At 50.4% G+C, this 24,482-nt stretch carries 21 protein-coding genes; 17 read left to right on the top strand and 4 right to left on the bottom strand.

The annotated features are described in order from the left end of the window. Positions 1-14: 14 nt before the first annotated feature. From NT002_08675 to NT002_08605, 15 genes are all read left to right on the top strand, one after another. Positions 15-1,043: an SLBB domain-containing protein gene (locus NT002_08675; GenBank protein ID MCX6829336.1), complete on the top strand. Its 1,029-nt coding sequence runs from the start codon at positions 15-17 to the stop codon at positions 1,041-1,043. A 99-nt stretch (positions 1,044-1,142) separates the two neighbouring features. Further along, a complete protein-coding gene (locus NT002_08670) occupies positions 1,143-2,267 on the top strand; it encodes a tetratricopeptide repeat protein (GenBank protein ID MCX6829335.1) in 1,125 nt (374 codons plus the stop codon). 11 nt (positions 2,268-2,278) lie between these two features. Continuing rightward, complete coding sequence (locus NT002_08665; GenBank protein ID MCX6829334.1) at positions 2,279-2,983, top strand: CpsD/CapB family tyrosine-protein kinase; 705 nt, start codon at positions 2,279-2,281, stop codon at positions 2,981-2,983. 45 nt (positions 2,984-3,028) lie between these two features. Next, on the top strand, positions 3,029-3,892 hold the full coding sequence (locus tag NT002_08660; GenBank protein MCX6829333.1) for a DUF3473 domain-containing protein: 864 nt from the start codon (positions 3,029-3,031) through the stop codon (positions 3,890-3,892). Further along, the gene (locus NT002_08655; GenBank protein MCX6829332.1) at positions 3,889-4,977 is read left to right on the top strand and encodes a DUF362 domain-containing protein; all 1,089 of its coding nucleotides are present in this window, start codon (positions 3,889-3,891) and stop codon (positions 4,975-4,977) included. Before NT002_08660 ends, NT002_08655 begins: the two co-directional genes overlap by 4 nt. Before the next feature lie 193 nt (positions 4,978-5,170). Further along, a complete protein-coding gene (locus tag NT002_08650) occupies positions 5,171-5,827 on the top strand; it encodes a hypothetical protein (protein ID MCX6829331.1) in 657 nt (218 codons plus the stop codon). 103 nt (positions 5,828-5,930) lie between these two features. Continuing rightward, on the top strand, positions 5,931-6,266 hold the full coding sequence (locus NT002_08645) for a lipopolysaccharide assembly protein LapA domain-containing protein (protein ID MCX6829330.1): 336 nt from the start codon (positions 5,931-5,933) through the stop codon (positions 6,264-6,266). Between the two features lie 3 nt (positions 6,267-6,269). After that, positions 6,270-7,409: a hypothetical protein gene (locus NT002_08640; GenBank protein ID MCX6829329.1), complete on the top strand. Its 1,140-nt coding sequence runs from the start codon at positions 6,270-6,272 to the stop codon at positions 7,407-7,409. Then, entirely contained in the window at positions 7,349-8,401 is a 1,053-nt protein-coding gene (locus NT002_08635; protein ID MCX6829328.1) for an SPOR domain-containing protein, read from the top strand. Before NT002_08640 ends, NT002_08635 begins: the two co-directional genes overlap by 61 nt. Next, positions 8,398-11,010 (top strand): DNA mismatch repair protein MutS, encoded by a 2,613-nt coding sequence (gene mutS, locus NT002_08630; protein MCX6829327.1) that lies wholly within the window; start codon positions 8,398-8,400, stop codon positions 11,008-11,010. The genes NT002_08635 and mutS overlap by 4 nt, the downstream gene beginning before the upstream one ends. After that, on the top strand, positions 11,000-12,850 hold the full coding sequence (mutL, locus tag NT002_08625) for a DNA mismatch repair endonuclease MutL (protein MCX6829326.1): 1,851 nt from the start codon (positions 11,000-11,002) through the stop codon (positions 12,848-12,850). Before mutS ends, mutL begins: the two co-directional genes overlap by 11 nt. After that, positions 12,828-13,775, top strand: a complete 948-nt coding sequence (gene miaA / locus NT002_08620) for a tRNA (adenosine(37)-N6)-dimethylallyltransferase MiaA (GenBank protein MCX6829325.1) — start codon at positions 12,828-12,830, stop codon at positions 13,773-13,775. Before mutL ends, miaA begins: the two co-directional genes overlap by 23 nt. A gap of 120 nt (positions 13,776-13,895) precedes the next feature. Further along, positions 13,896-15,986, top strand: coding sequence for a LysM peptidoglycan-binding domain-containing protein (locus NT002_08615; protein MCX6829324.1), 2,091 nt, complete (start codon positions 13,896-13,898; stop codon positions 15,984-15,986). Between the two features lie 8 nt (positions 15,987-15,994). Continuing rightward, positions 15,995-16,888 carry a signal peptide peptidase SppA gene (gene sppA / locus NT002_08610; protein MCX6829323.1) on the top strand — a complete coding sequence of 298 codons (894 nt, stop codon included), beginning with the start codon at positions 15,995-15,997 and terminating at the stop codon, positions 16,886-16,888. Between the two features lie 179 nt (positions 16,889-17,067). Continuing rightward, complete coding sequence (locus NT002_08605) at positions 17,068-17,352, top strand: integration host factor subunit beta (protein ID MCX6829322.1); 285 nt, start codon at positions 17,068-17,070, stop codon at positions 17,350-17,352. A gap of 26 nt (positions 17,353-17,378) precedes the next feature. Here NT002_08605 and NT002_08600 read toward each other — a convergent pair whose 3' ends face one another. Further along, positions 17,379-17,588 carry a hypothetical protein gene (locus tag NT002_08600; GenBank protein ID MCX6829321.1) on the bottom strand — a complete coding sequence of 70 codons (210 nt, stop codon included), beginning with the start codon at positions 17,586-17,588 and terminating at the stop codon, positions 17,379-17,381. Positions 17,589-17,691: 103 nt separating this feature from the next. Between NT002_08600 and NT002_08595 the strand changes: the two genes are divergently transcribed. Next, positions 17,692-20,556, top strand: coding sequence for a T9SS type A sorting domain-containing protein (locus NT002_08595; protein ID MCX6829320.1), 2,865 nt, complete (start codon positions 17,692-17,694; stop codon positions 20,554-20,556). A 137-nt stretch (positions 20,557-20,693) separates the two neighbouring features. Beyond that, on the top strand, positions 20,694-21,938 hold the full coding sequence (locus tag NT002_08590) for a hypothetical protein (protein MCX6829319.1): 1,245 nt from the start codon (positions 20,694-20,696) through the stop codon (positions 21,936-21,938). A gap of 124 nt (positions 21,939-22,062) precedes the next feature. Here the strand turns inward: NT002_08590 and NT002_08585 are convergent, their stop codons facing one another. The 3 genes from NT002_08585 to purD form a co-directional block, all read right to left on the bottom strand. Further along, the gene (locus tag NT002_08585) at positions 22,063-22,953 is read right to left on the bottom strand and encodes a tetratricopeptide repeat protein (protein MCX6829318.1); all 891 of its coding nucleotides are present in this window, start codon (positions 22,951-22,953) and stop codon (positions 22,063-22,065) included. Between the two features lie 48 nt (positions 22,954-23,001). Continuing rightward, positions 23,002-23,451, bottom strand: coding sequence for a 5-(carboxyamino)imidazole ribonucleotide mutase (purE, locus tag NT002_08580; GenBank protein ID MCX6829317.1), 450 nt, complete (start codon positions 23,449-23,451; stop codon positions 23,002-23,004). A 3-nt stretch (positions 23,452-23,454) separates the two neighbouring features. After that, on the bottom strand, positions 23,455-24,482 hold a 1,028-nt coding region (gene purD, locus NT002_08575), incomplete at its 5' end, for a phosphoribosylamine--glycine ligase (GenBank protein MCX6829316.1).

Below are 24,482 nucleotides of genomic sequence, written 5' to 3'. Positions count from 1 at the left end.
TATATTGAGAAGCGATGGAAGTCATGGAAGACTATAATCTATTATCAGGAAGCATATTAAAAGTGCACAGGGAAGTTTTCAAAATTATTATTGGCCTGGGGTTGCTATGGCTGGGTCTGACCGCGCCTTCTTCGGCGCAATCGTACGAAGTCGGTCCCGGTGACGTGCTGGAAGTGAAATTCTGGCAGGATCGCACGCTTGATGCGGTCGTTAAGATCCGCGAGGATGGGAAAATATCGCTGGATATCGCCGGGGAGATCGAAGCCGCCGGCCTGACCACCGCCGACCTCGAAAAGAAAATTGTCAAGCAGATTTCCCGATTCAACGGCGCCATCACGCAGGCGGTCGTGCGGGTCATTGAATACAATTATCTGAAAGTATTTGTTTCGGGGCAGATTCAATCCCCCGGCCGAAGAACCTATGAGAAAATTCCCGACCTCTGGAGTATCATCAATGAAGCGGGCGGGGTGACCGAATTCGGCGACCTGAGTCGGGTGATGATTATCCGGGGCGGAGGGGATGCCGGCAAGGTTGAAGTGGTCAATGTTCTGGCCCTGGTGACCTCCGGACGGATGAAGGACCTTCCCGAAATCAGACCCGGCGACACAATCGAAATTCCCAGAACCCCGGCCGGTTTGCCGGCCACCACCCTAAGCGATCAGACGACCCAGAAAAACCTGTTCTATATTATGGGTGAAATCCTCCGCCCCGGAGCCATGACGCTTGAAAAAAACACGGATTTGCTTGATGCCATCGCTCTGGCCGGTGGTCCCTCCGAATTCGCCGACCTCAAAAATGTCCGGGTGGTTACCAAGGATGGCCGTTATGCTCAGATTCTAAAAGTCAACTTGAAAAAATATCAGGAAACCGGAAGACCGGGGCGCTACTTCCTCAGACCAGAGGATACCATTGTTCTCTCGCGGCGAGGTCGGGGCTTTCTGGGCATAGACTCCATGGCCGGCTGGATTGGAATGCTTGGGGGAATCGGTTCCCTGATTCTCATTGCCGACCGGCTGTCTCTATTTGGATTGGGAGGGAATTGACCGCGATCGCCGAGCATTTCTGAAGAAGAAGTCATCTTATGTTTGTTGAATTTTCATTTAAAAAATCGAGCCAATTATATTTTGGCAAGGAGAGATAATATGGAATCGTATCGACTCGATAGCCGTATTGTCGAAGACGATAAGGAATTCTTGATACAGACGGTCAATGATACCCGGGAAGGTATTATTAAGACGTCGTTGTTCGCCAATGGCGAATTGCTGGATTCCAGTATTATGCCTCATTCGGAAGAGATGGGCGAGCCGGAAATTCTCGAGCTGATCAAAGCGACCCACGGCGAGAAGAAATCGGAACTGGAATATCTCCTGAAGAGCTTCAAGGAGGTCATTGCCCAGGGGCGCCCGGAGATGATGTTCCATCTCGGCACTGCTCTGTACTACAAACGGATGTACACCCAGGCACGGCAGTTGTTTCAATCGGCCGTGAAACTGAATCATGATTATCACGAGGCGTTTTACTATTTGGCCCAGGCCGAAACGGCCCTCGGGCATGTCGAGCCGGCGATCAAGGCCGGTGTCAGAGCGGTCGAGCTTCGCCCCAATTTTGCCGATTACCGAAATGCTCTGGGTGAGGCTTATCTGGCCGCCGGTTCCTGCAAACGGGCACTGATCGAGTTTGATGAGGCAATCCGGCAGAATATCTATTATGCCGATGCCTATTTCAATCTCGCGTTGACGTATATTCTCAACGCCGTTACCAAAGAGGATTTTAACCTTTACGCCGACCTAGCCGGAAAAACCTCCGATCTTCTTAAGAAAGCGGTTCTGATATACCCGGGATACAAATCTGCGCCCTACGATGAAGCCATTGCCTCTCTAAACAACAAAGAGCTCAAACGGGCCTATATGCTTTTAAAAGGGGCCAGGGAAGCAAAAAAGGAGCAACTTCGCCGGGAAAGATCCTCTTATTTCCATCGTTTTCTGATTTACACCGACTGGATCGCCGAAAGCAATCTTGCCGACCGCATTAAGTTTTTGGAAAATGAAATCAACAGAAATCCGGGATATGTTGACCTGTACTATGACCTCGGGATCTGCTATCTGCATCAGGCCCGGTTTAACTGGCAGAAGAGTACTGATTACTTCAAAAAGACTCTTGAAATAAATCCCAAACTCTTGAAAGCCCAGCGTTCTCTGGATCTGTGCCAGGATTATTATTTGAAACTTTCCGACGCCATTGTGGATATATCGGAAAAACATGGATGACAGGAGCTCCTTTGAGTAAAGGCCAAACCCTTTCAATAATAGATTATTTTGATCCGGAGGCGCCGGAAGCGTCGGAGTTTCGGCGGCTGCTTCATAATGTCAACAATGTCAAAAGCCTGGGTGAGAAGCGGGCGATTCTGGTAACATCGGCAATGACCTCGGAGGGAAAATCGATTGTTTCCTCCTTTCTGGCCATGACTGCCGTACGCCATAAGAACCGCAAAACCCTGTTGATTGATTTTGACTTGCGGCGACCGACCATTCATCGCCTTTTCTCCCTGCCGCGTGAAAACGGCCTATCGGAAGTCCTGGCCGATGGAACTGCTGCCAGAAACAATATCAAAACGACCGATTTCGAGAAGCTGGATATTATGACGGCGGGCAAAGCCGTGGCCAATCCGTCCGACCTGATTAACGGCCCGGCCATTCACCGGATAGTTGAGGAAATGAAATTTTATTATGATTTGATTTTGATTGATTCCTCTCCGCTGGTGCCGGTTTCGGACCCGCTTCTGGTTCTGGAGGAGGTTGATGGTGTCATTCTGGTGGTCAAAGCCGGGGCGACTCCCCGCGGCGTAGTCAATCGCGCCTGCAGCCTGCTGGCTCCGCAGAAAGCCAAAATTTTGGGTGTCGTGATCAACAATCTTGAACATACTCTGCCTTATTACTATAACAGCAACTATTACGGCTACCATTATAAACCCTCCGGTAAATAGTTGCCGGAAGGAGTCGCTTTCCCGCCGGGTAGTGCAAGGTCTTCTATGGTTACCAATATATTGACAGTCGATCTGGAAGATTGGTTTGTGGTCGAAAATCTCAAGGAGAATATCGACTACCGGCAGTGGGATGATCTGGAATCCCATGTGGTTGAGAATACCGAGAAGCTCTTGAAGCTATTTGAAAGCCATAACGTTCGCGCCACCTTTTTTGTACTGGGATGGATTGCCGGCCGCTTCCCGCACCTTATTCAGCGGATTGCCGTTCACGGGCATGAAATCGCCTGCCATAGCTATCGTCATATCATGGTGAGCAAAATATCGAAAGAGGAATTCCGCTCCGATACCGAAATGGCGATTGCGGCCATAAGAAAAGCCTGCGGTATTACGCCGGTCGGATATCGGGCGCCGAGCTGGTCGATAAACTCCTCCACCCCATGGGCCTTCGAAATCCTGGCCGACCTCGGATTTCTATATGATTCCTCGATCTTTCCCGTCAAACATGACCTGTATGGGGATCCGATGTCACCTCGGGATACTTTTCGTATGAAGCTGGACAGCGGCCGCCCTCTCTTTGAAATTCCGGCGACAACCCTGAATATCCTGGGCAAGAATCTTCCCGTCTGCGGCGGGGGATATCTTCGCCATTCCCCGCTATGGTACACGGCGGGAATAATTCGCAGATTAAACCGCGCCGGCCGCCCGGCCCTCGTTTATGTCCACCCCTGGGAATTGGACCCGAAACTGCCGCGGATGAAGGGACTGACCTTTTTACAGAAATACCGGCAATATGGTTCCATCCACACACTGCTCCGCAAACTGCACAAGCTCCTCGGCGAGTTTGACTTCTGCCCGGCTAGGAATTATGTTGAAAGCATGATAAGAAAACCGATTGGATTTGACCGATGACGTATAGAAGCAAGGTCGCCGCGGTAAAAACCGATTCCACCAAAGTTCTCGATGATTATCGGACTCTTCTGGAATTGGTCGATTACCGCCAGATTATCGATCCCAAACGGGAGACATTAATCAAACTTAATCTCTCCTGGACCAAATATTTTCCGGCCTGTTCCTCTCAGCCCTGGCAGGTTGAGGGAGTGATCAAGACTCTAATTGAAGATGGTTTCTCCCGAAAGAACCTCTTTCCGCTGGAAAATAAGACCGTGGTAACCAACCCGATTAAGGGGGCCAGAAATAACTGTTGGATGCCGGTGTTTCGAAAATATGGTCTCGACTTTACGCCGCTGCCGGATGTGGATTGGGTTGTCTACCACTTCAAGGAAAAGCTTCTCCGGCTGAATGAGATTTTCCCCGAGGGAATTGAGATTCCCAAAATGTACATTGGCAGGCAGGTAATCCATCTGCCGACGGTGAAAACCCATGGCCATTCCACGACCACCGGGGCGGTGAAAAACTCCTTCGGCGGTCTGCTCAAAGAGGTGCGGCATTATGCTCATAAACATATGCACGAGGTTCTGGTCGACCTGATGATCATGCAGAAGGAACTTCATCCATCCATTCTGGCCGTCATGGACGGCACCGTTTGCGGCGACGGCGCCGGTCCCCGGACCATGACCCCGCATTCCAAGAATATCCTGCTGGCCTCGGCCGATTCGGTTGCGATAGACGCGATTGCGGCCAAGATCATGGGCTTTGATCCGATGAGCATTCCTTACCTGAGAATGTGTCATGAACGAGGTCTCGGTGTGGCCGACCCGGCGCAAATTGAGGTGATTGGGTATGACATATCGCGGCTTAATTTTGGATTCAAGACCAAAAAGTCATTTGTGATCTGGGGCGACCAACTCCTTCGGAAAGGCCCGCTACGTTTCCTCGAAAAGATTGCTCTTCACTCCCCTCTGGTTGTCTGGGCGCCGCTGGCCAGCAATATTTACCATGATTGGTTCTGGTACCCGTTAATAGGCAAGGCCATTATTCGGAAATATTCCCGGACGGAATGGGGTCAATTGTTCGAAAAATATAAGTCGCAATAGAAATTCAGACGACTGGCGATAATGGCATTCCGGCAGAATATTGGGGCTGTGGAGAGGCATAATTCCGATTTTCAACAACACCACCTGTTCATCTCCCATAAAAGCGCGAAAAGGCCCAATTTTCTTGAAATTATTCTTGACTACCAACTGTATAATTGATAAATAGTTAATAGCATTCTGGAGGATTAAGAGTATGAAGAAAATCTTAATGGCTGTATTCATCGCGATTTTTGTCTTCAGCATCTGCGGAGCCAAGAAAAAGGATTTGGCCGGAGATGTTGAAAACGCTGTTTACACTGATAACACCTATAATTTTTCACTTGCCATGCCCGACGCCTGGAACTATTCGTTGAAAAAGAGCATGGGAGAAGTTCGTCTGATTCTCACCAAGAAACAATATGATACTCCCATTCAATTTCAGCAGGCGGCCAATTACACCACCGCTCCCCGGATTACAGTGTATGTAGATACGACCTCACTCACGGCCGACCAATTTGTGGATTCTCTTCTCTTGGATAAATACAAATCCAAACAGAAAAACCGGCTCATCTCGGAATTCAAAATTCTCAATGGTCCGTTCCAGTTGAAGAAGCGGTCCAAGATGGAAGCCGGGGAAATCAGCGGCGTGAGAATCGCCGGTCAGCAGCGCTACACGGTTGAGGTTCAGCGGTCGGGCTCGGAATCGGATCGGGGCGATGTGGTAACCGATTTCTACGGCGGCTCCATATTTTTTGCCAAGGAAGGCAGCAATATTGTGATAATGCATATGATTTGTGAGTGGCGCTATTTTGACGTTCTGGAGCAGGATTTCATTAAGATCGTCAACGGACTGACATTCCTGAAAAAATAGGCATGATTTTTCGATCAGGCCGGAGATTTCCGCTCTCGCTGTTAACGGTGCCGCTGACAAATATGGGAATGGAATCGATGTCAAAATCTCCCAAGGAGGAAATATGTGGGTATTCAGGTCAATCCTGATACTGGTAATCATAGCGGTCATTGTCGGTTTTGCGGTCTATAACAGCGGCCCGAGCCAGACGGTTGATGTCGACCTCATCTGGGCCAAGCGGTTTGATGTGCCGGCAATAACGATCGTCTTCTGGTCCTTTGTTCTCGGTTCGCTGATTTCGCTTCTGCTCTTCATTTCGGTTTATCTGAAAATTTCCAATCAGCTCAGTGAGGCGCAGAAAGCGATCAAGGGATTGCAGGCGGAGGTGACCACTTTGCGCAATCGGCCTATCGAGGAAACCCGGGATTTGCTGGAGAAAAAGGGCGGCCTGCAGGAGTAAAACATGGATAGTATTGTCATAATATTTTTATTGGCCATTATTGCCCTGATATTCATTTATGTCTACTATGACCGATTCAAAAGAGAGAAGAAGACCACCGATCCCAGCGCTTATATTGAGGGTCTGAAAGCCCTTCTGGACCGCAGGGAAGAGGTGGCCTTCAGCCGCTTTCGCGAGGCAGTCTCCGAGGACAGCGCCAATGTCGATGCCTATGTCCGTATCGGCGACATACTCAGGAAATACGGCAAGCCCGACAAAGCTCTGCAGGTACACAAAGATCTGACTATCCGGCATGGTCTCACGCCCGATGATAAGCGAATTATCCTGCGGGCTCTGGCCGAGGATTTTACCGCCCTTAGTGATTTCAAATCGGCTCAGTCGGCCTTGACGGAATTGCTTTCCATTGAGAGCAATAATAAATGGGCGGCCGAGAAGCTGCTTGATATATATGCGCATGAAGAGGAATGGGAGGAAGCTTCCCGTATCAAGGAGAAGCTGATCAAGCTCGAGGGAGGCAAATCCAAGAGCGGTCTGGCCATTTACAAATTTCTCCGGGGGGAAAAGCTCTTTAATGAAAAAGAGTATCATAAGGCGCGCCTTCTTCTCAAGGAAGCGATCGGCATTGATTCGGCCTGTGTTCCCGCCTATATCTACATCGGCGATTCCTATCTGGCCGAAAACAGAGAAGAAGATGCAGTGGAGTTCTGGAAGAAGCTTATCGCGGCGGTACCGGAAGCCGCACATTTTGTCTTGAGCCGGCTCAAAAGAGCCCTGTTTGATCTGGGGAAATTCGGCGAAATTTCCAGCATTTGCGCCGAAATACTGGAGGTTTCCCCCAAAAATATCGACGCCCGCCTGACGCTGGCGGAATATCATTTCAAAAAAGGGGAGTATTCGATTGCCGTGGAGCATCTCAACCTTGCCGCTGATGATCATCCCTATTCGCTTCTGCCCACCCTTGATCTGGCCAAACTGTATCTGACCATTGGTGATAAAGGGAGGCTTGGGGAATTGATTAACAAACTCGAGGAGCGGCGTGAAGCGGTTGAAAATGAATATCGCTGCAATCGCTGCGGCCACAAATCAAAGGCCAAGAAATGGCTCTGTCCGTCGTGCAAGGCAGTCGACAGTTTCGTAATCTGATGCGGCGGTCGATCATTTTTTTGCTGTTAGTGCTGGTCGGCGCTGGCCAACTGGCGGCAGAGGATCTTATGAAATTGATAGGGGAGGGGCGACTGGACGAGGTCCGTCGCAATATCGCCGGCCTATCATCGGCCGCTCGCCGTGACGGCACTCTCTTATATGCCCAGGCATTGCTGGAATCGGATGGATTCTACTCCCTGCAATTTCTTCAGGCGGCCGCAGAAGCCGCACTGCCGCCCGCTCTGGCGCAGGAAGAGTTTTACCTGAGTACTCTTTATTTTCTGGCAGCCGGGAGATATGGGGAATTGGCCGATTCGGCGGAGGTTTATTTGCGGCGTTGGGAGAACGGTAAATACCGTGGGGTGATGCTTCGCATGACGGCGCTGGCCCATTCAAAGATGAATCAACAGGATAAGTCCGATCGCTGGTACGGCCTGATAATTAAAGAAGATCCCAACGGACTATATGGGGGCCTGGCCAGGCTTGATAAATTTCGTTTCCTGTTCCAGCAGAAGAAATATGATGAAGCACGCAAAGTGAGCCGGAAACTTTCCGGCCTGAAATTTGAGGAAGTTGCGGTTCCGGCTTTATACCTCGGTTCATTGACGGCATTGGAACAGAGCCGGATTGATGATGCCATTTTTGAATATAATCTGCTGAAGGAGCAATATTCCAGAGCCATCGGCATGGAGGATCTGGAAGACCGCTTCAGCAATATCCGGGAGACGGCTGATGATCAAAGAGCCGAAAAGATCACCGGGACCATCTATTCCGTTCAGGTCGGCGTCTTCGGTGTCAGAGCCAATGCCGAAACAATGGTTAAGCGGATGAAATCTTATGGGCAGAGAGTGGAGACAAGCGAAAAGATCATATCCGGTAAGAAATACTTTGTGGTGTATGTGGGGCGATTCACATCTTCGGAGAAGGCGATGGCTTTAAAGGCGCGCCTGGAGACGGCGGAAAAGGAATCATTCCAAGTTGTAGCGCGATGAAATCGTCAACTTCAGCAAGCGGGGGGCTGACACCGCTGATGCGGCAGTATGAGAAGATCAAGTCGCAGTATCCCGACAAGATCCTTTTTTTCCGCATGGGGGATTTCTATGAGATGTTCGGCGATGATGCTGTCAAGGCGGCGCCGATTTTGAATATCGCCCTGACTTCACGCGGCCATATCAACGGCCGGAAAATTCCGCTGGCCGGTGTTCCTTATCATGCCGTCGACAAATATCTGGCCCGCCTGCTGGCGGCCGGAGAGAAAGTGGTCGTGGTGGAGCAGGTGGAAGACCCGCGACTCGCCAAAGGGGTGGTCAAAAGAGAAGTGGTAGAGATTCTCACTCCCGGCACAGCCACCATTGAGGGTGTCGCCGACGACAACACGCCTCTTTATCTGGCCTCACTTTATTTTGATGATTCGCCGACGCTGGGGATTTCATACATAGACCTTCTTTCGGGTCGGTTTTTCCTGGATGAAGGGCCCAAAGACAAAATTCTGGAAAAAGTCAGAATTCTCTCGCCGCAGGAAATCATCTATCCGCTTTTGCCCTCGGCCCATGAATTGATCGACTTTCTCAAAGATTACGGTCGCAATCGTCTGACCCCGTTTGAGGAATGGAACTTTGATCTCAAGGCCGCCGTTCGCGAATTGTCGGAATTCTTCCAGGTCAGCACGCTGGATGGATTCGGCGTCAGTCACCTCAAACATGGCCTAACTGCGGCCGGCGCCATCTATCGCTACCTGCGCGAAAACAACCGCACCAAATTGGACCACGTAACTAAAATCAGCGTCGCCGATACCGATGATTTCATGCTGCTCGATTATAACACGGTTCGGAATTTGGAATTGGTTCATAATCTGGCGGATAGTACTGAAAGAGACTCTCTTTTTCACGCCGTCAAGCGCACCTGTACTCCGGGCGGCGCACGCAAATTGCGGGAAAGCCTACTGCATCCATTCAAGCAGATGCCGCCAATTATTCGCCGGCAGCAGGGGGTAAAGGAACTGCACTGTAATCGCGAAATGGGGTTGCGACTGCCGTTACTTTTGAAAAAAATGCCCGACCTCGAGCGGCTGGCCGGGAGGCTCGGAATGCGAAAAATCAATCCGCGTCAGCTGGTCGCCATTGAAGATGGTCTGGAAGCCGGAAGCGAAATCATTCTCCTGGCGGCTGAGCTCAAGGCCGAAATATTCACCGCCATGGTCAAATCATATCCGGACTGCTCGTTTCTCAAACAACTAATCGCCGGGGCCATGGTGGAAGAAGCCCCCCTGACGGCCAACAAGGGAAATGTTATCCGGGAAGGATTTTCCGAAGAACTTGATTCTCTTAAGAATTCTATCAAAGAAGCCCGCCAATATATCGCTTCCCTGCAGCAGCTGGAAAGAGAGCGAAGCGGGATACCCTCACTCAAGGTCGGATATAACCGGGTTTTCGGGTATTACATAGAAATCACCCGCACGCATCTCGATAAAGTGCCGCAGGGTTACATCCGCAAACAGACCCTGGTCAACGCCGAGAGGTATATCACGGAGGAGCTCAAAGAAAAAGAGGAGTTGATTCTGGCCGCCGAGGAAAAAATATTTTCGCTCGAAGAGAGGCTGTTTAATAATTTGGTTGATAAGTTGGCCGGCTCACTGGAAGACTTGCTTCAGGCCGCGGCCATCCTTTCCGAAATCGATTTGATTGTTTCCCTGGCGAATCTGGCGGCCGAGAGAGGTTACATCTGCCCGGAAATAGATGCAAGTACTGTCATCGAAATCACCGGCGGCCGTCATCCGGTCATCGAGAACCTTCTGCCACAGGGGATCTTTATATCCAACGACCTGTCTCTTTCCGTTGACCGGGATCGCATCATGATTCTGACGGGACCGAATATGTCGGGAAAATCGACCTATCTTCGTCAGATTGGTCTGATAGTCATCCTGGCTCAAATCGGTTCTTTCGTTCCGGCCGATTCGGCGCATGTCGGTCTGGTCGACCGCGTTTTCACCCGGGTTGGAGCGATCGATAATCTGGCCCGCGGTCAATCGACCTTCCTGGTGGAAATGATAGAGGCCTCGAATATTCTTCATAACGCCACCGATGAATCACTCATCCTGCTGGATGAGGTCGGTCGAGGGACATCCACTTTCGATGGCCTCTCCATCGCCTGGGCGGTGGTCGAGTATATCAATGAGCAAATAAAAGCGCGGACGGTTTTTGCCACCCACTATCATGAATTGACCGGGCTGGCGGCTCTGTATGATAAAGTCCTCAACTGCCAGGTGGCGGTCAAGCGGTGGGAGGATCAGATTATTTTTCTGCATAAGATCATCCCCGGGGGGTGTGATGACTCGTATGGAATTGAGGTGGCCCGCCTCGCCGGAATCCCGAAAAAAACGATCAATCGTTCAAAAGAGTTGCTCCGGCTGCTCGAATCTGGTAAATTCTCCCAATCGGAACTGGCCCGGGGGATACATAAGAGTATCAACCAGCGATCGTTGTTTGATACCGCCCCATCACCCCTGGAAGAAGAACTGAGAAAGGTAGAAATAAATTCCCTCACGCCGCTGGATGCCCTGCGTATATTGAGCAGGCTCAAGGAAAAACTGGATGAAAAGTGAGATTTCGATAGCGAAGAAACGGTGGATTCGGCCCCTCTCGGAAAGGCTGATTAATAAAATCGCCGCCGGAGAGGTAATCGAACGACCGGCCGCCGTGCTGAAGGAGCTGGTTGAGAACTCGCTTGATGCCGGCGCCACCCGGATTGACATGATTATAGAGAAATCGGGAACGAGATTGATAGCGGTCGCCGATAATGGCTGCGGCATTCCCTCCGAGCAGATTGAAATTGCCTTTGCTCGTCACGCCACCAGCAAAATCAATGATTTCAATGATCTTGAGAATCTTCGCAGTTATGGCTTTCGGGGCGAGGCACTGCCCTCTATTGCCTCGGTATCAAGAACGCGCATGATCTCCCGGGCGGAGGGAGCGGAAACCGGGGTGGAAATAATTGTCGAGGGAGGAGTCAAACAGAGTCTCAAACCGGTGACAGCCTCATTTGGAACCAAAGTGGAGGTGGAAAATCTCTTTTTCAATACCCCCGCCCGCCGGAAATTTCTCAAAGCCGAGACGACCGAGGCCCGACACCTGACGCGCAATGCCATTGCCCTGGCTCTGGGTGCTCCCGCCGTCCGATTCAGCTATGCCCTGAATGAGCGGACGCTTTTTGCACTCGATGAAAGCCACGCCGATTTAAAAACCAGAACCGCTTATCTGCTTCTGGGCAAGAATCAGGGCTCGCTGTTTGAGATAATTTCTCAGACCGAGGAAATGGAAATTGCCGGATTTCTCTCGCATCCGGATGAATGTCGGCAAAATCAATACAGCCTTTTTATTTTTATCAACGGCCGCTATATTCGCTCCCAGAGCCTCAATCATGCTGTTACCGCTGGATATGGTGAGGTGCTTCCGCGGGGTAATTATCCGGTCGGAGCGGTTTTCCTGACACTGGACCCGGCCAAAGTTGATGTCAACGTCCATCCAACAAAGGCGGAAGTGAGGCTTTCCGATGAAAAATTGGTGCACGATCTCCTGTATCAGGCGGTCAAGAGGTCGTTGCGAGGAGAATCCCTATCCGGCGCGGACGGGATTGCGCCGCCTCAAAAATCAGCGCCGGAGAATTATTCCATCAATGAAGCGATCAGAAAGGCACGAGCATTTGAACCGGGGAAAATGACAGGATCAGCCCATTCATTTCTGAGGGAATTATATGGCCCATCCAATTCCGTGAAAGCACATGCCGAATCTTCATCTCCCGGGCCGGAGCCCGCACCCATTGCAAGCGCCGCCCGGACAGAAAAGGCTAAAGAGCCGGTATCATTGAGCGATGCCGACCCGGCCTGCTATCTTGGGCAATTCTCCGAGATGTATCTTCTGTTTAAAATCCGTGAGCAGCTGCTCATTATCGACCAGCATGCCGCCCATGAGAGAATCCTTTATGAAGAAATCCAGAAAGTGATGGAGCAGGGTGGGGCCATCTCGCAAAATCTCCTTTTCCCTCTGAGCCTTGAATTATCCGCCGACCGCTATTTGCTGTTTGAAGAATCGGCGGAATGTCTTCAGGCGACCGGTTTTATCCTGGCGCCGTTCGGCGGCAGAACAGTCATCCTTTCGGCGGTTCCAGCCGCCCTCTCGAAAAAATCCCCCGAAAAGATTTTCCTCGAAATTATTGATGATATGGAGATAATCAAGAAGGCGGGAAATGACTTTAAAAAGGGGATCGCGCAGTCCATTGCCTGCCGCTCGGCGGTCATGGCGGGCGACCGTCTGAGCGAAGAGGAGGCGTATTCATTGTTGCGCCGCCTGATGTTAACCGAAAAGAATTATTGCTGTCCGCATGGACGTCCTACCACCATCAGAATTACCAGGAGTGAGCTTGATGTCAGATTCAGCAGAAAATAAAACCATTGTTCCGATTTTCACCGGACCGACCGGATCCGGCAAAAGTGGGGTTATAGCGCGTCTGATGGAAGTATATCCACGACTGCAGATAATCTCGGCCGATTCCCGCCAGATATATAAGAATCTTAATATTGGAACCGATAAACCCTCCCACGCAGATTTGGCCCGATACAAGTATCATTTGATTGATATCGTGGAGCCGGGGGAGAGGTACACCGCCTGGGATTTTATTGAGGATGCCTCGCGGATAATAGCTGAGACTTTGAATCGCAAGGGGATGCCGGTCGTCTGCGGCGGCACCGGGCTATATATAAAATCGCTCGTCGACGGAATGGTTGAAATTCCGGATAATGATTTTGCCATTCGCAGCCGCCTGGAAAGTGAGGCGGTCGAAAAGGGCCCGGAATATCTTTATAAGAAACTGCAGGAAATCGACCCTCAGGAGGCATCCAATATCCATCCCAATAATTTGCGGCGAATCACCCGCGCTCTGGAGATTTACTATATCACCGGGCGCCCCAAGTCTCAGGCCGTTGCCGAGACAAAGCCGCCGGAACGGTCATATGATTTTGAAATTGTCTGTCTTCTTCCCTCGCGCATGAGATTGTATAACAATATAAATGACCGGGTCGACCGGATGATTAAGGGCGGATTGTTAAGCGAGGTGGAAACGCTGCATAATTCCGAATGGCGGGCCAAAATTGATGAGATAAATGTCATCGGTTACGGCGAGTTATTCCAGTATTTTGACGATAAGATTACCCTCGAGGAAGCCCTGAACCTCGTGAAGCAGAACTCTCGGCGGTACGCCAAGAGACAGATTACTTGGCTTAATAGTATGAAAAAAATCCGCTATTTTGAGACGGCTGATGACGTGGTGGAGTTTTTTCTGGATTTCTGGAGATATTGGCAAATAAAGCCTTGACACATATTCAACCTTTTTTGTATATATCTCAATGAGTTAGCCGGAATTGTGAGTAAAGAAGGTATAGGGAAGAGCCGATAACACAGAATAGCAGGATAACCTAGAAATCAGTGGGTTGGAATGAGGAAGTCTATTTACTTTCAGATATTGATTGCCGCGCTGGGAATTTCTCTGATTTCCTGCAGCAGTCCAAGCCCAAGGGGAATTGGCAGAGAATCAAAGGGGTCGGAACCGATCAATGAGCAGAATGTCTCTTCCTCATTTGATGACACCACCGAGTATTCGATTGAGCTGGATAGGATTAATGAAAATCAGGCCCGGATTGCCGATTCTCTGGCCGGGGAGGAACTGCCTTCTTCATCTATCGACGATTATATCTGGCAGAGACTTACGATCGCCCAGGAATACTGTACGATGGGTATCACGGCCAACCGGGAGGCAAGCTGGGAGGAAGCCGAGTATTATTTCGAAAAAAGCCTGTCAACTCTGGGTGAACTGGATATTGATACCGAATCTGATTCTCTTTCTGAAGAGAGTATTAAATATAACCGCCTTCTTGCGGAAATTGTTGCCAGCTATCGGACTACGCTGGTATCGCTGGGGCGGCTTTCCAGTGATATTTCGCCTGATGTACTGATCGCCCGTTTTTCGGATATTAATCATTTCAAAATTGATTCTTCCGAGTACGAAAGGCTCGAGACTTATGCTCAGGAGAAGGAATCCTATAATGTTCCGGTGGTCTTGAATGAACGGGTCAAGACCTGCATTATCTACTATCAAACCGCCGCACGTGATGCCATTAGAAAGTATCTATCGCGTTCCACCAAGTATATCCCGATGATTACCAGAATCTTGCGGGAATACGGTCTGCCGACTGATCTCGTCTATCTGGCTCTCGTCGAGTCGGGCTATAATCCCCATGCTTATTCCTGGGCGCGTGCTATGGGAATGTGGCAGTTCATCGCCTCAACCGGCCGCCTCTATAATCTCGAACGGACCTGGTGGTATGATGAACGAAAAGATCCGGTAAAAGCGACCCATGCCGCGGCCCGTTTCCTGAAGGATCTTTATGATGAATTTGGCAGTTGGGAACTGGCGCTGGCCGCTTATAATGGAGGTCCCGGGCGCGTCCGCAACACAACCAAGAAACAGAATACCCAGGATTTCTGGAAATTACGGCTCAAAAAGCAGACTATGGACTATGTGCCTTTCTTTATGGCCGCTTCCATGATCTGCAAGAATCCGGAACGGTTTGGGTTCAGCGAAATTAATTACGAGCCGGAATGGAAATTTGATGTGGTCAGAATTGACCGAAGTATCGAGCTTAAGGCTGTGGCCGATGCTCTGAATTGCCCGGTCTCATCACTTCAGGAACTCAATCCGGAACTGCTTCGCCAATTCACGCCGCCCAACAAGAAACATTATGATCTTCGCATTCCCCTGGGGACAGAAGACCAATTCTGGGCCGCATATGACGGCCTGCCCGCCGCCAAACAGACCAGTTGGGCGCAGCACAAGGTTCGCCGTGGCGAGACAGTCGCTTCCATTGCCAGAAAATACGGAATTTCCGAATATGCCATTCTGGAAGCGAATAATTTGAGTCGTCGGGCGAAGCTGACTGCCGGACGATCCATTATTATTCCCGTCCCGAGTGATCGCACTTATGCCGGCACATCCCCTACGGGGAGCCGCAATTACCGCGATGATGACGGCAGCTATACGGTGCGCTCCGGGGATACCGTTTCGGATATTGCGCGCGCCTTCAAGATGACCCCGGATGAAATCAGGCGGATCAATAATCTGAACCGGCGTTCGCAGATTTTTGTGGGGCAGAAACTCCTGGTTAAGCCTAACCCCTCCCAGATCAAAGAGAATCCGTCATCCAATCCGTCCGGAGAGATGAGTACATATATAGTGCGTGCGGGCGATACCGTTTGGGAAATTGCCCGGCGGTTTGGAATCTCCGTCGCATCCTTACGCAAGCTTAATAATCTCGGAAGTCAAAGTCAGATATATCCCGGGCAGAAGCTTTTGATATCGCGCCGTGATTCCGGCTCCAGCTATAAGACTTATACGGTCAAGCAGGGGGACACAATATATGCCATCGCCAATTTCTTCAACACCACCGTGGCCAGAATTCTCTCCTGGAACGATCTTTCCGATCCCCGTTTAATCAGAGCTGGTGAGCAATTAATAATCTATTCCGATTGAGGTAATGAATGGCCAGAAAGAGGGATGTTGTCATTGGCGTTATCATAGGTTTTTCCTTTCTGGTGACTATGGCCTTTTTTGCTTTGATGTTTATCGGGGTCTTTTCCACCGACGGTGAGATGGCGATGGGAGGGCTGGGTTCGAAAGTGGCGGTAGTGGAAATATTCGGGACCATCACCGAATCCGAATCGGTAGTCAAGCAGTTGAAAAAATGGGGTAATTCCAGCGTGAAAGCGATCGTCCTCCATGTCGATTCGCCCGGCGGGGGCGTCGCACCTTCCCAGGAGATCTATAGTGAAATAAAGCGCCTTCGTGAAGATGAAGGGAAAATAGTCGTCGCCTCCATGTCTTCTCTGGCCGCCTCAGGTGGTTATTATGTATCCTGCGCCGCCGATAAAATCATGGCCGATCCCGGCACGCTGACCGGTTCCATAGGTGTCATAATCCAGTTTTATTCTTTAGGCAAGCTGATGGAGAAAGTTGGCGTGGAAATTGAGCGAGTCAAGTCAGGCGAGTTGAAGGATGTTGGTTCGATGGACCGAAAGCTGACCGAGCGGGAACGTGAGATGCTCACGGCCGTGATTATGGATACTTACCAGCAATTTGTTGATGTCGTGATGGAAGGGCGGGGGCTGGAAAAAGATAAAGTGCTCAAGTTGGCTGATGGCTCGATATTTACCGGACGGCAGGCTCAAAAACTGGGCCTGGTCGATACCCTGGGAGGTTTTGAAGAGGCTGTCAGGTATGCTGCGGAGTTGGCCGGAATCAAGGGCGAGCCAAAAGTGGTGAAGGATATCAAACCAAAGCCGGGCCTGATTGACCTTCTGGGCACAACGCTGGGAGGAGTCAGGGAAATGGCCACCGGAGAAATGACCGGTCCCCGGATAATGTATTTGTATTGAATATTAAAAATATATTGATTTGCTTAAACAAATTTCTTAGTTTAACGCGATTTCTGTCAAAGGCTTAAGGCGTCGTAAAGTATAAAGGCATCGAAAGAGCAATTGAGATAAGGGAAAAACATTTTGACTTTGAGAATAGTCGATATGAATAATCCAGCATGTTACCGAGGGAGGATGAGATGACCAAGGCAGATCTGGTGGAAAAAGTTGCCGAAAGAACCGGCTTGACAAGGACCGATGTTGCCGTGGTAGTTGATGCATTCTTGGAGACTGTTAAGAAGGCGATGGAATCGGGCAACAACATTGAGATTCGTGGTTTCGGAACCTTTAAGGTCAAACTGCGGAAATCAAGAAAGGCCAGGAATCCTCGCACCGGTGATGTTGTTCCGGTGCCCGGGAGGAAGGTCCCAGTTTTTAAGCCTTCCAACGAATTCAAGAATTTGATAACCAAACTGCCTGTCTGATCCGGATGGCAGTTTAAATCGGAGGTTTAATGCCAAGCGGGAAGAAGAGAAAACGTCAAAAGATTAAAACTCATAAACTGAAAAAACGCAGAAGAGCCAATCGTCACAAAAAGAAAATAAGATAAGCGGCTACCAGGGCTGTTTTTCATTTGAATAATATAGAGGAAAACCGTTCCTGATTTATCAGGAATCGTTTTCCTTTTTTCATCAGCTTTCGTCAGACTTCCCGGTGGCACAATCTGTCCTAACTGTAACTATTATATTTTCAATCGATTACCGACGATTTTCCCCCCGGGGTCACAAGGCGCCGGGGCATCAGAATTGCTTCTAGTTTCATCGATGAAAAGCATCTCCGCCATTCTTTTTCTCTATGTCGTTTTAACGGCATCTTCCATTAACGGCGCCGCCTTATCCGCCCTGGACAAATATGATATCCTGATCAATGACGATAATTCCGCGTCCGACATGTTTCAGCCGCGCGTCGCGGCGGGGCAGGGAGGAGGGTTTGTGGTGGCCTGGGTCGATAATCGCAATGGTCGGAGCGAGATATATTGTCAGTTTCTCGATAGTGCCGGAATAGCGCAGGGAATCAATCGTCGGGTAAACGATGAATTCTCGACCGCTCCGCGGTTTGAACCGGCGGTGGCCGGCAACCAATTCGGGCAGTGGGCCGCCGTCTGGAAAGATTATCGCAATGGAACATATCCATTTCGCCCGGATATATACTACGGGAAAATTGACACTTTGGTTTCAGTCGCCAATCTCAACATTACCTCCGAGCCTCCCGATTCGGGGTGTGAATCGCCTGACCTGGCGGTTTTTCCAAATGGTTCCGGTGTTGTGGTCTGGTCCGATTACAGGAATCGCAACTGGGATATCTATGGCCAGCGGCTGGGAGTCAACGGCGAACTGACAGGAAAGAATTTCAAGATCAATACTGATGCCGGCATTTACCAGCAGCATTCGCCGCGCGTCGCGGCTTTTGCCGACGGCGGTTTTGTGGTTGTCTGGTATGATAATCGTTTCGGCAATGATGATGTCTATGCCCAGCGCTTTGACCCGTTATTCAATCCGATCGGCGCCAATCAGAAAATCAGCGATGATCCGGGCACGGCGCGTCAGGCTTTTCCGGTCACGGCCGCCGATGGCCGCGGCCGCTTTTTTGTCGCTTGGGTCGATTGGCGCAACGGCTCATATCCGCAGAATCCCGATATCTTTTTCCGGCGTTTTGATAGCCTTGGCGTGCCACTGGGACCGTCGGCGAGAGCCAATCTGGATGACAACGGCCGCTCGCAGAAAGAAGTGGCACTCGCCTCTGACTGGTCCGGCAATATTTGCCTGGCCTGGGCAGATTCCTCCGCCGGGCAATGGGATGCGTATGCACAGATTATTGACGAGGCCGGCCTTCCCTCGGGAGCTTCATTCAAAATCCATCAGACGACAGCCGGTCGCCAGCTGCAGCCGGATCTGGCTTCCGATGGTTATAAGTTGTTTTTTGTCTGGGCCGATTCCCGCTCGGGAAATTTCGATATTTATGCGACCATAAAACAGTACAACCGCCCCGGAATAATTTCCACTCCAACCGCCCTTAATTTTACGATGGAGGCCGGAGGTACACTGCCGCCATCGCACAATCTGGTGCTGTCCGGCGCCGGTCTGGGGCAGGTGCATTGGACGGCGGCGCCGACGGTCGGATGGCTCGCAGTTGCACCATCAAGCGGTCTCACCCCGGATACTCTTGCGGTGTCGATCGGAGAGGGCAGCTTGCCTTATGGCCGCTATTCCGGATTCATACGGCTGATTGATATTGATCATGCCGATTCAGCGACCGTCTTGCCGGTAACATTGACTGTCACGGCACCCATTTTGAAAATCGTTCCCGACACCCTGAGTTTCCGGGTCTTTGCCGCCATAGGAAATCCATCCCCTCAAAAATGCCAACTCATTAATGACGGAACGGGCGCCCTAACCTGGTCGGCGATCGAAACGGCCTCATGGTTCAGCCTCGATAAAACCTCCGGTGTCGATTCCGAATATTCCTCCGTAAGCATCGATATAACCGGGCTGGCTTACGGCCGGTTTACCGAGCCAATCGTTGTGTCATCGCCCGAGGCCGTCAATGCGCAGGAAACCTGCTGGGTTTCTCTGGAACTCATTGGCAACATGCCCTATATGGCGGTGCGTCCCGAATCCCTTTATTTCCAAGGTTGGCGCGGGGATACTTTATGCGATACGGTCGAGATCAGCGATTTAGGTTCAGGTGTTCTCAATTGGGAAGCACGGCCGAGCGAGAGCTGGATAAGCCTTGACAAATACCGCGGTTCAGGCGATGGCCAGGTCATAGTGGAATTGATTACCGCCTCCCTGACTAAAGAGAATTATCTTGCCGATATTACCTTCTCTGACAGCGCTTCTTTCAACCAGGTTATTCATATCCCCTTAAGCGTGCAATTAAAAACGGCCGATACGCTGCAATTTATCAATGCCAACGTCCTGCCGGAAGGAACAGGAATCATGCCGGTTCAACTGAGGCTGAATCAATCCTGTAAAGGGGGGTATATCCCGATCACTTTTGACCCCGCCATGATTTCCATTGATTCAATTGTCCCGAATTATCAAGCCTTGCCCACTTTTGTTTCATGGAGCGCAAGCAGCGGCGTTAATGGTTTGGCGGAACTCTTTTTCAACATGATAGATTCACTCGCCGGGGGCAGTTCAATACAGCCGGGAAGTTATATTATATGTAATCTCTTCTTTGCGGCCGGGGCGGTCTCCGGATTGACCAGAGTCGATTCCGGGGCCTCCGATAGCGCTCTTTATCTGCTGAATGCGGCCGGGCAAAGGATCATTCCGAGAGTCATTCCGGGCGAAGTGGTTATAGGCGGCCAATCGTCGGTCGGTGAGACCACGGCAGATGAACTTCCGGAAAGAGTAGTACTGGGTCAGAACTATCCCAATCCTTTCAACACTGTCACCTCCTTCGAGGCTCAATTGCCGCGCCGGGGAAAAGTCCTGGTTTCCGTGTTCAACCTGCTCGGGCAGGAGGTTTATCGCCTTTTTGACGGATTGCTGCCGGCTGGTCGAACACGTATCATCTGGGACGGGAACCTATTCGGCGGAAAGGCCGCTCCCAGCGGAATTTATTTCTATCGTCTGACGGCCGGCGAGACGGTGCAGGTAAGGAAAATGGTTCTCCTGAAGTAGGCGGCGCCATATCGGTCAGTGAAAGAGACCGAAAAAACTTACTCCCACATCTATTTAACTCGGGCCATCTGAAACTTTCTGGGGCAAAAAGTCGTCGAATAATCAATGGAATCAATAATGACAGTAGGAGATAGGGCATGAAAGCAATTACCATCGTGGGGGCGGCATTAGGACTGACTCTATTTCTAATTTTGCCGGGGGTGGCCGACCCGGGTCAAATTTATGGTAAGATATATACCTCGAATAATGAAGTTCTTGAGGGTGCCATACGCTGGGATAAGAATGAGGTTTCATGGGTTGACATCCTCGATGGTTATAAGGATCTCGACCATCGCCATCCCAGAAAGTACCGCGATGAAGATCGAAGGAATCGGAGAATTACCATTATGGGGTTAACTGTCTACAGCGAAGGATCGGATAAGAATATATTCCACGGCTCGGATTGGACCGACATGGCTCAATCGGGAATCAGGATAGGGCATATCAAGACTCTAATTCCGGATGGGGATGACCAGGTGGAACTGATTCTGAAATCGGGCCAGAAATTGCGTCTCCAAAACGGCTCTACCGACATAGGGGGTGACAATCGCGAAATACTTATTGAAGATAAAAGCGAAGGGACGCTCGAGTTATATTGGGATGATATCGAACGGATCGAATTCGAACCCGCCACCAATGCAGAATCAAAATTCGGCAAGAGACTTTATGGAAAGGTGGCAACACGGGGTGGTGAAAAATATACCGGTTTCATCGGCTGGGATGTTGATGAGGCATATGATACCGATATTCTGGACGGTCGCGATGACCGTCACAGCCGTAAGATTGAATTCAGCCGGATTAAATCGATTGAGAGAACCTCATCGCAATCTTCGCGCGTGATCCTGAAAGACGGCAAGGAATTGGAACTTGAGGATTCCAATGATATCGACAGCGGCAATCGCGGCATTGCCATTTCCGACCCGGTTCTGGGCCGGATAACGGTAAACTGGGATGAATTCGATATTATCGAATTTCAGGATCCACCGCCGGGTACCGCGTACAGCAGTTTTGATGGCGGGCGGAAGCTCCATGGAACGGTTTTTACGGAAGACGGCGATAAATTCACCGGTGATATCAAGTGGGATGATGATGAGGAATATACCTGGGAATTGCTTGACGGGAGTTCCGGCGATATTGATTTTGATATTGAATTCGGCTTTATAAAGTCGATTGAAAAAATCTCTTCACGCAGCAGTCGCGTCACTCTTAAAGACGGCCGGATTTTTAAGCTGAAAGACTCCAACGATGTCGATAGCGATAACAAGGGAATCATTGTCCGGACGGGAAATGATGAAGTTGATGTCGATTGGGAAGATTTCGGCAAGGTGGAATTTTCCGAATGAGGGAGGATTTACGGATACCCTGACGACTTAAGGGCGGAGACGCCTGTTGTCGTGAGGGGGCGCAGATTGTAAGCGGCGGGAACCGGCCTTTAGGCCGGTTCCCGCTTTTTGGTAAATAGAAGAGCTATTTTTTCTGGGCCTGAAGTTCCTTGACATGATCCTCGGCCTCTTTCACGAAATTCTGGGCCTTGGGATTACTCTTGGCAGCTTTCAGGAATTTGTTCCAGTAGGTAATTATTTGGTCAGTCTTCCCCTGATTAACCTGTTCGAAAGAGATGGCCAGGTCGCGGGCAGCCAGATAATTTTCCGGTTTCAGGCGGACCGCCTCCTCAAACACTTTCAACGACTGGGCATAATTTTCCTGGGCCTGATAGATTTTCCCCAGGCTGTTGTAAGTATAAAAATAATCCTTATTCAGCTCGATTGACTTGTTATAGGCGGCAATGGCATCAGGATATTTTTTCATCCCCTGATAACCTTTTCCCAGCAAATAAAAGCCCATGTAATCGGTCGGGACCTTCTCGGTAAAGATTTTCATGTTTTCAACCAGAACCGGCCAACTGCTCTGCGATTGATAAAGCAATCCGAGGTCTTTATAGACATCATAATAGTCAGCCTTGTTGGTCAGCGCCGTCTTAAAAGCGGTTTCACTCTCGGCAATCTTGTTCAGTTTGAAATAGGTTCGGCCAAGATTGGCCCAGGCATCGGCATTCTGGGGATCCGCCTCAGTGGCCTTCTTGAAATTGGCTTCCGCATCGGCGTATTTCTCGGTTTTGAAGTAAACAGAGCCGAGATTAATATAGGCGTCTACATACTTGTCATCTTCCTGAATGGCCAGCTTGTACTCGTTGATAGCCAGCGTATCATTTTTCTCGCCGGAAGCCTTGAGCGCAGCGTTGAAATGCTCTTTGGCCTTATTGGGATCGCCGGAAAACGCCGGAGCGGCGAGAAATGCCACAAACATGGCCACCACAATTATCAGCAGAACCATTCGGGATTGAATTTTCAAAGCCATCAATTTCTCCTTCCTTTTTTTATTTTACAATTTTGATTCAATTCGTTTTCAATCTTTCAATTTTTTTTGCTGCCGAAGTTTATCTCTAATTTCGGGATATCGTGCCCCCAGGATTCTGGCGGCCATAAAAGCGGCATTTTTGGCGCCGGCCTTGCCGATCCCCATCGTCGCCACCGGCACGCCCGAGGGCATCTGGGCAATTGCCAGGAGGGAATCCAGACCCTCCAGAGAGGCCGGCAGAGGTACCCCGATAACGGGGAGTTCGGTTCTGGCCGCAACTACACCCGGAAGTGCCGCCGCCATCCCGGCCATACAGATAATCACTTCATATCCCGCTTTTTCCGCCGTCCGGGCCAGTTCATCGGTCCTTTCAGGCTGGCGGTGGGCTGAGGATATTTCCAACTGCGAAGCGATTCCCAGGCTCTGAAGGAGAGCCTGACATTCCTCCGCATAGGGGCTGTCCGATTTGGACCCGATCATGATCAATACTTTAGCCATATTCTAAATCCCATAGCTTTTCATTCGGCTTGTTGCTTTTGAGCCGATATCAGTCCTGAAAATCATCCCATCGAACTTGATATTATCGATAACATCGTAAGCTCGGGCGAGCGCCGAAGGCAAATCATGATCGACCGCAGTCAGTCCGACCACCCTTCCACCGGCGGTGATCCAGTTCTTGCCGTCACGCCTTGTCCCCGAATGAAATAGATAACAGTTCATATCGCTATAGCTTCTTAAACCGAAAATCCTCTTGCCGGTTTCAACTTTTTCGGGGTAACCGCGTGAGGCCAGCACGACACAGGCGGCCGCGCCCGAATTCCAATCCAGCTCATCGATGATAGAGAGATTGCCATCGACAATGGCGATAAAAATGTCGGCCAGATCCGAATTAAGCAGCGGCAGTACCGCCTGAGTCTCCGGGTCGCCGAAACGGCAATTGAATTCCATTACCTTCGGTCCCGCCTGAGTCATTATCAGCCCGGCATATAATACCCCTTTATAATTGCGTCCCTCTTTTTCCAGTCCGGCGATGGTCGGCTCCAGAATATGCTCCTTGATCATTTTCAAGGTAGCCTCATCGATAAAATTGACCGGGCTGTAGGCGCCCATTCCGCCGGTATTGGGGCCGGTGTCGCCATCGCCAACCCGTTTATGATCCTGTGAGGGAAGCATAACCTTGACCGTTTTCCCATCGGTAAAGGCCATGACCGAGACCTCCTGCCCCTCCAGGTAAGTCTCCACGACCACGCTGCTGCCGGCATCACCGAATACTTTCTGAACCATGATTTTTTCGATGGCCTGAACCGCCTCCTCGGCATTTTGGGCCACGACCACTCCCTTTCCGGCCGCCAGCCCGCTCGCTTTTATCACAATCGGCATGGCTGCCGCCCGCACAAAAGCGATCGCTTCCGACATTTCCGTAAAAATCTGGAATGATGCGGTCGGAATATGATATTTCCGCATGAACTCCTTCGCGAAAGCCTTGGAACCCTCTATCTCGGCCGCCACCTGTGAAGGGCCGAAAATTC

The organism is Candidatus Zixiibacteriota bacterium, from assembly GCA_026397505.1.
Lineage (GTDB): Bacteria > Zixibacteria > MSB-5A5 > GN15 > PGXB01 > JAPLUR01.
This window is presented reverse-complemented; position numbering and strand designations above follow the sequence as displayed.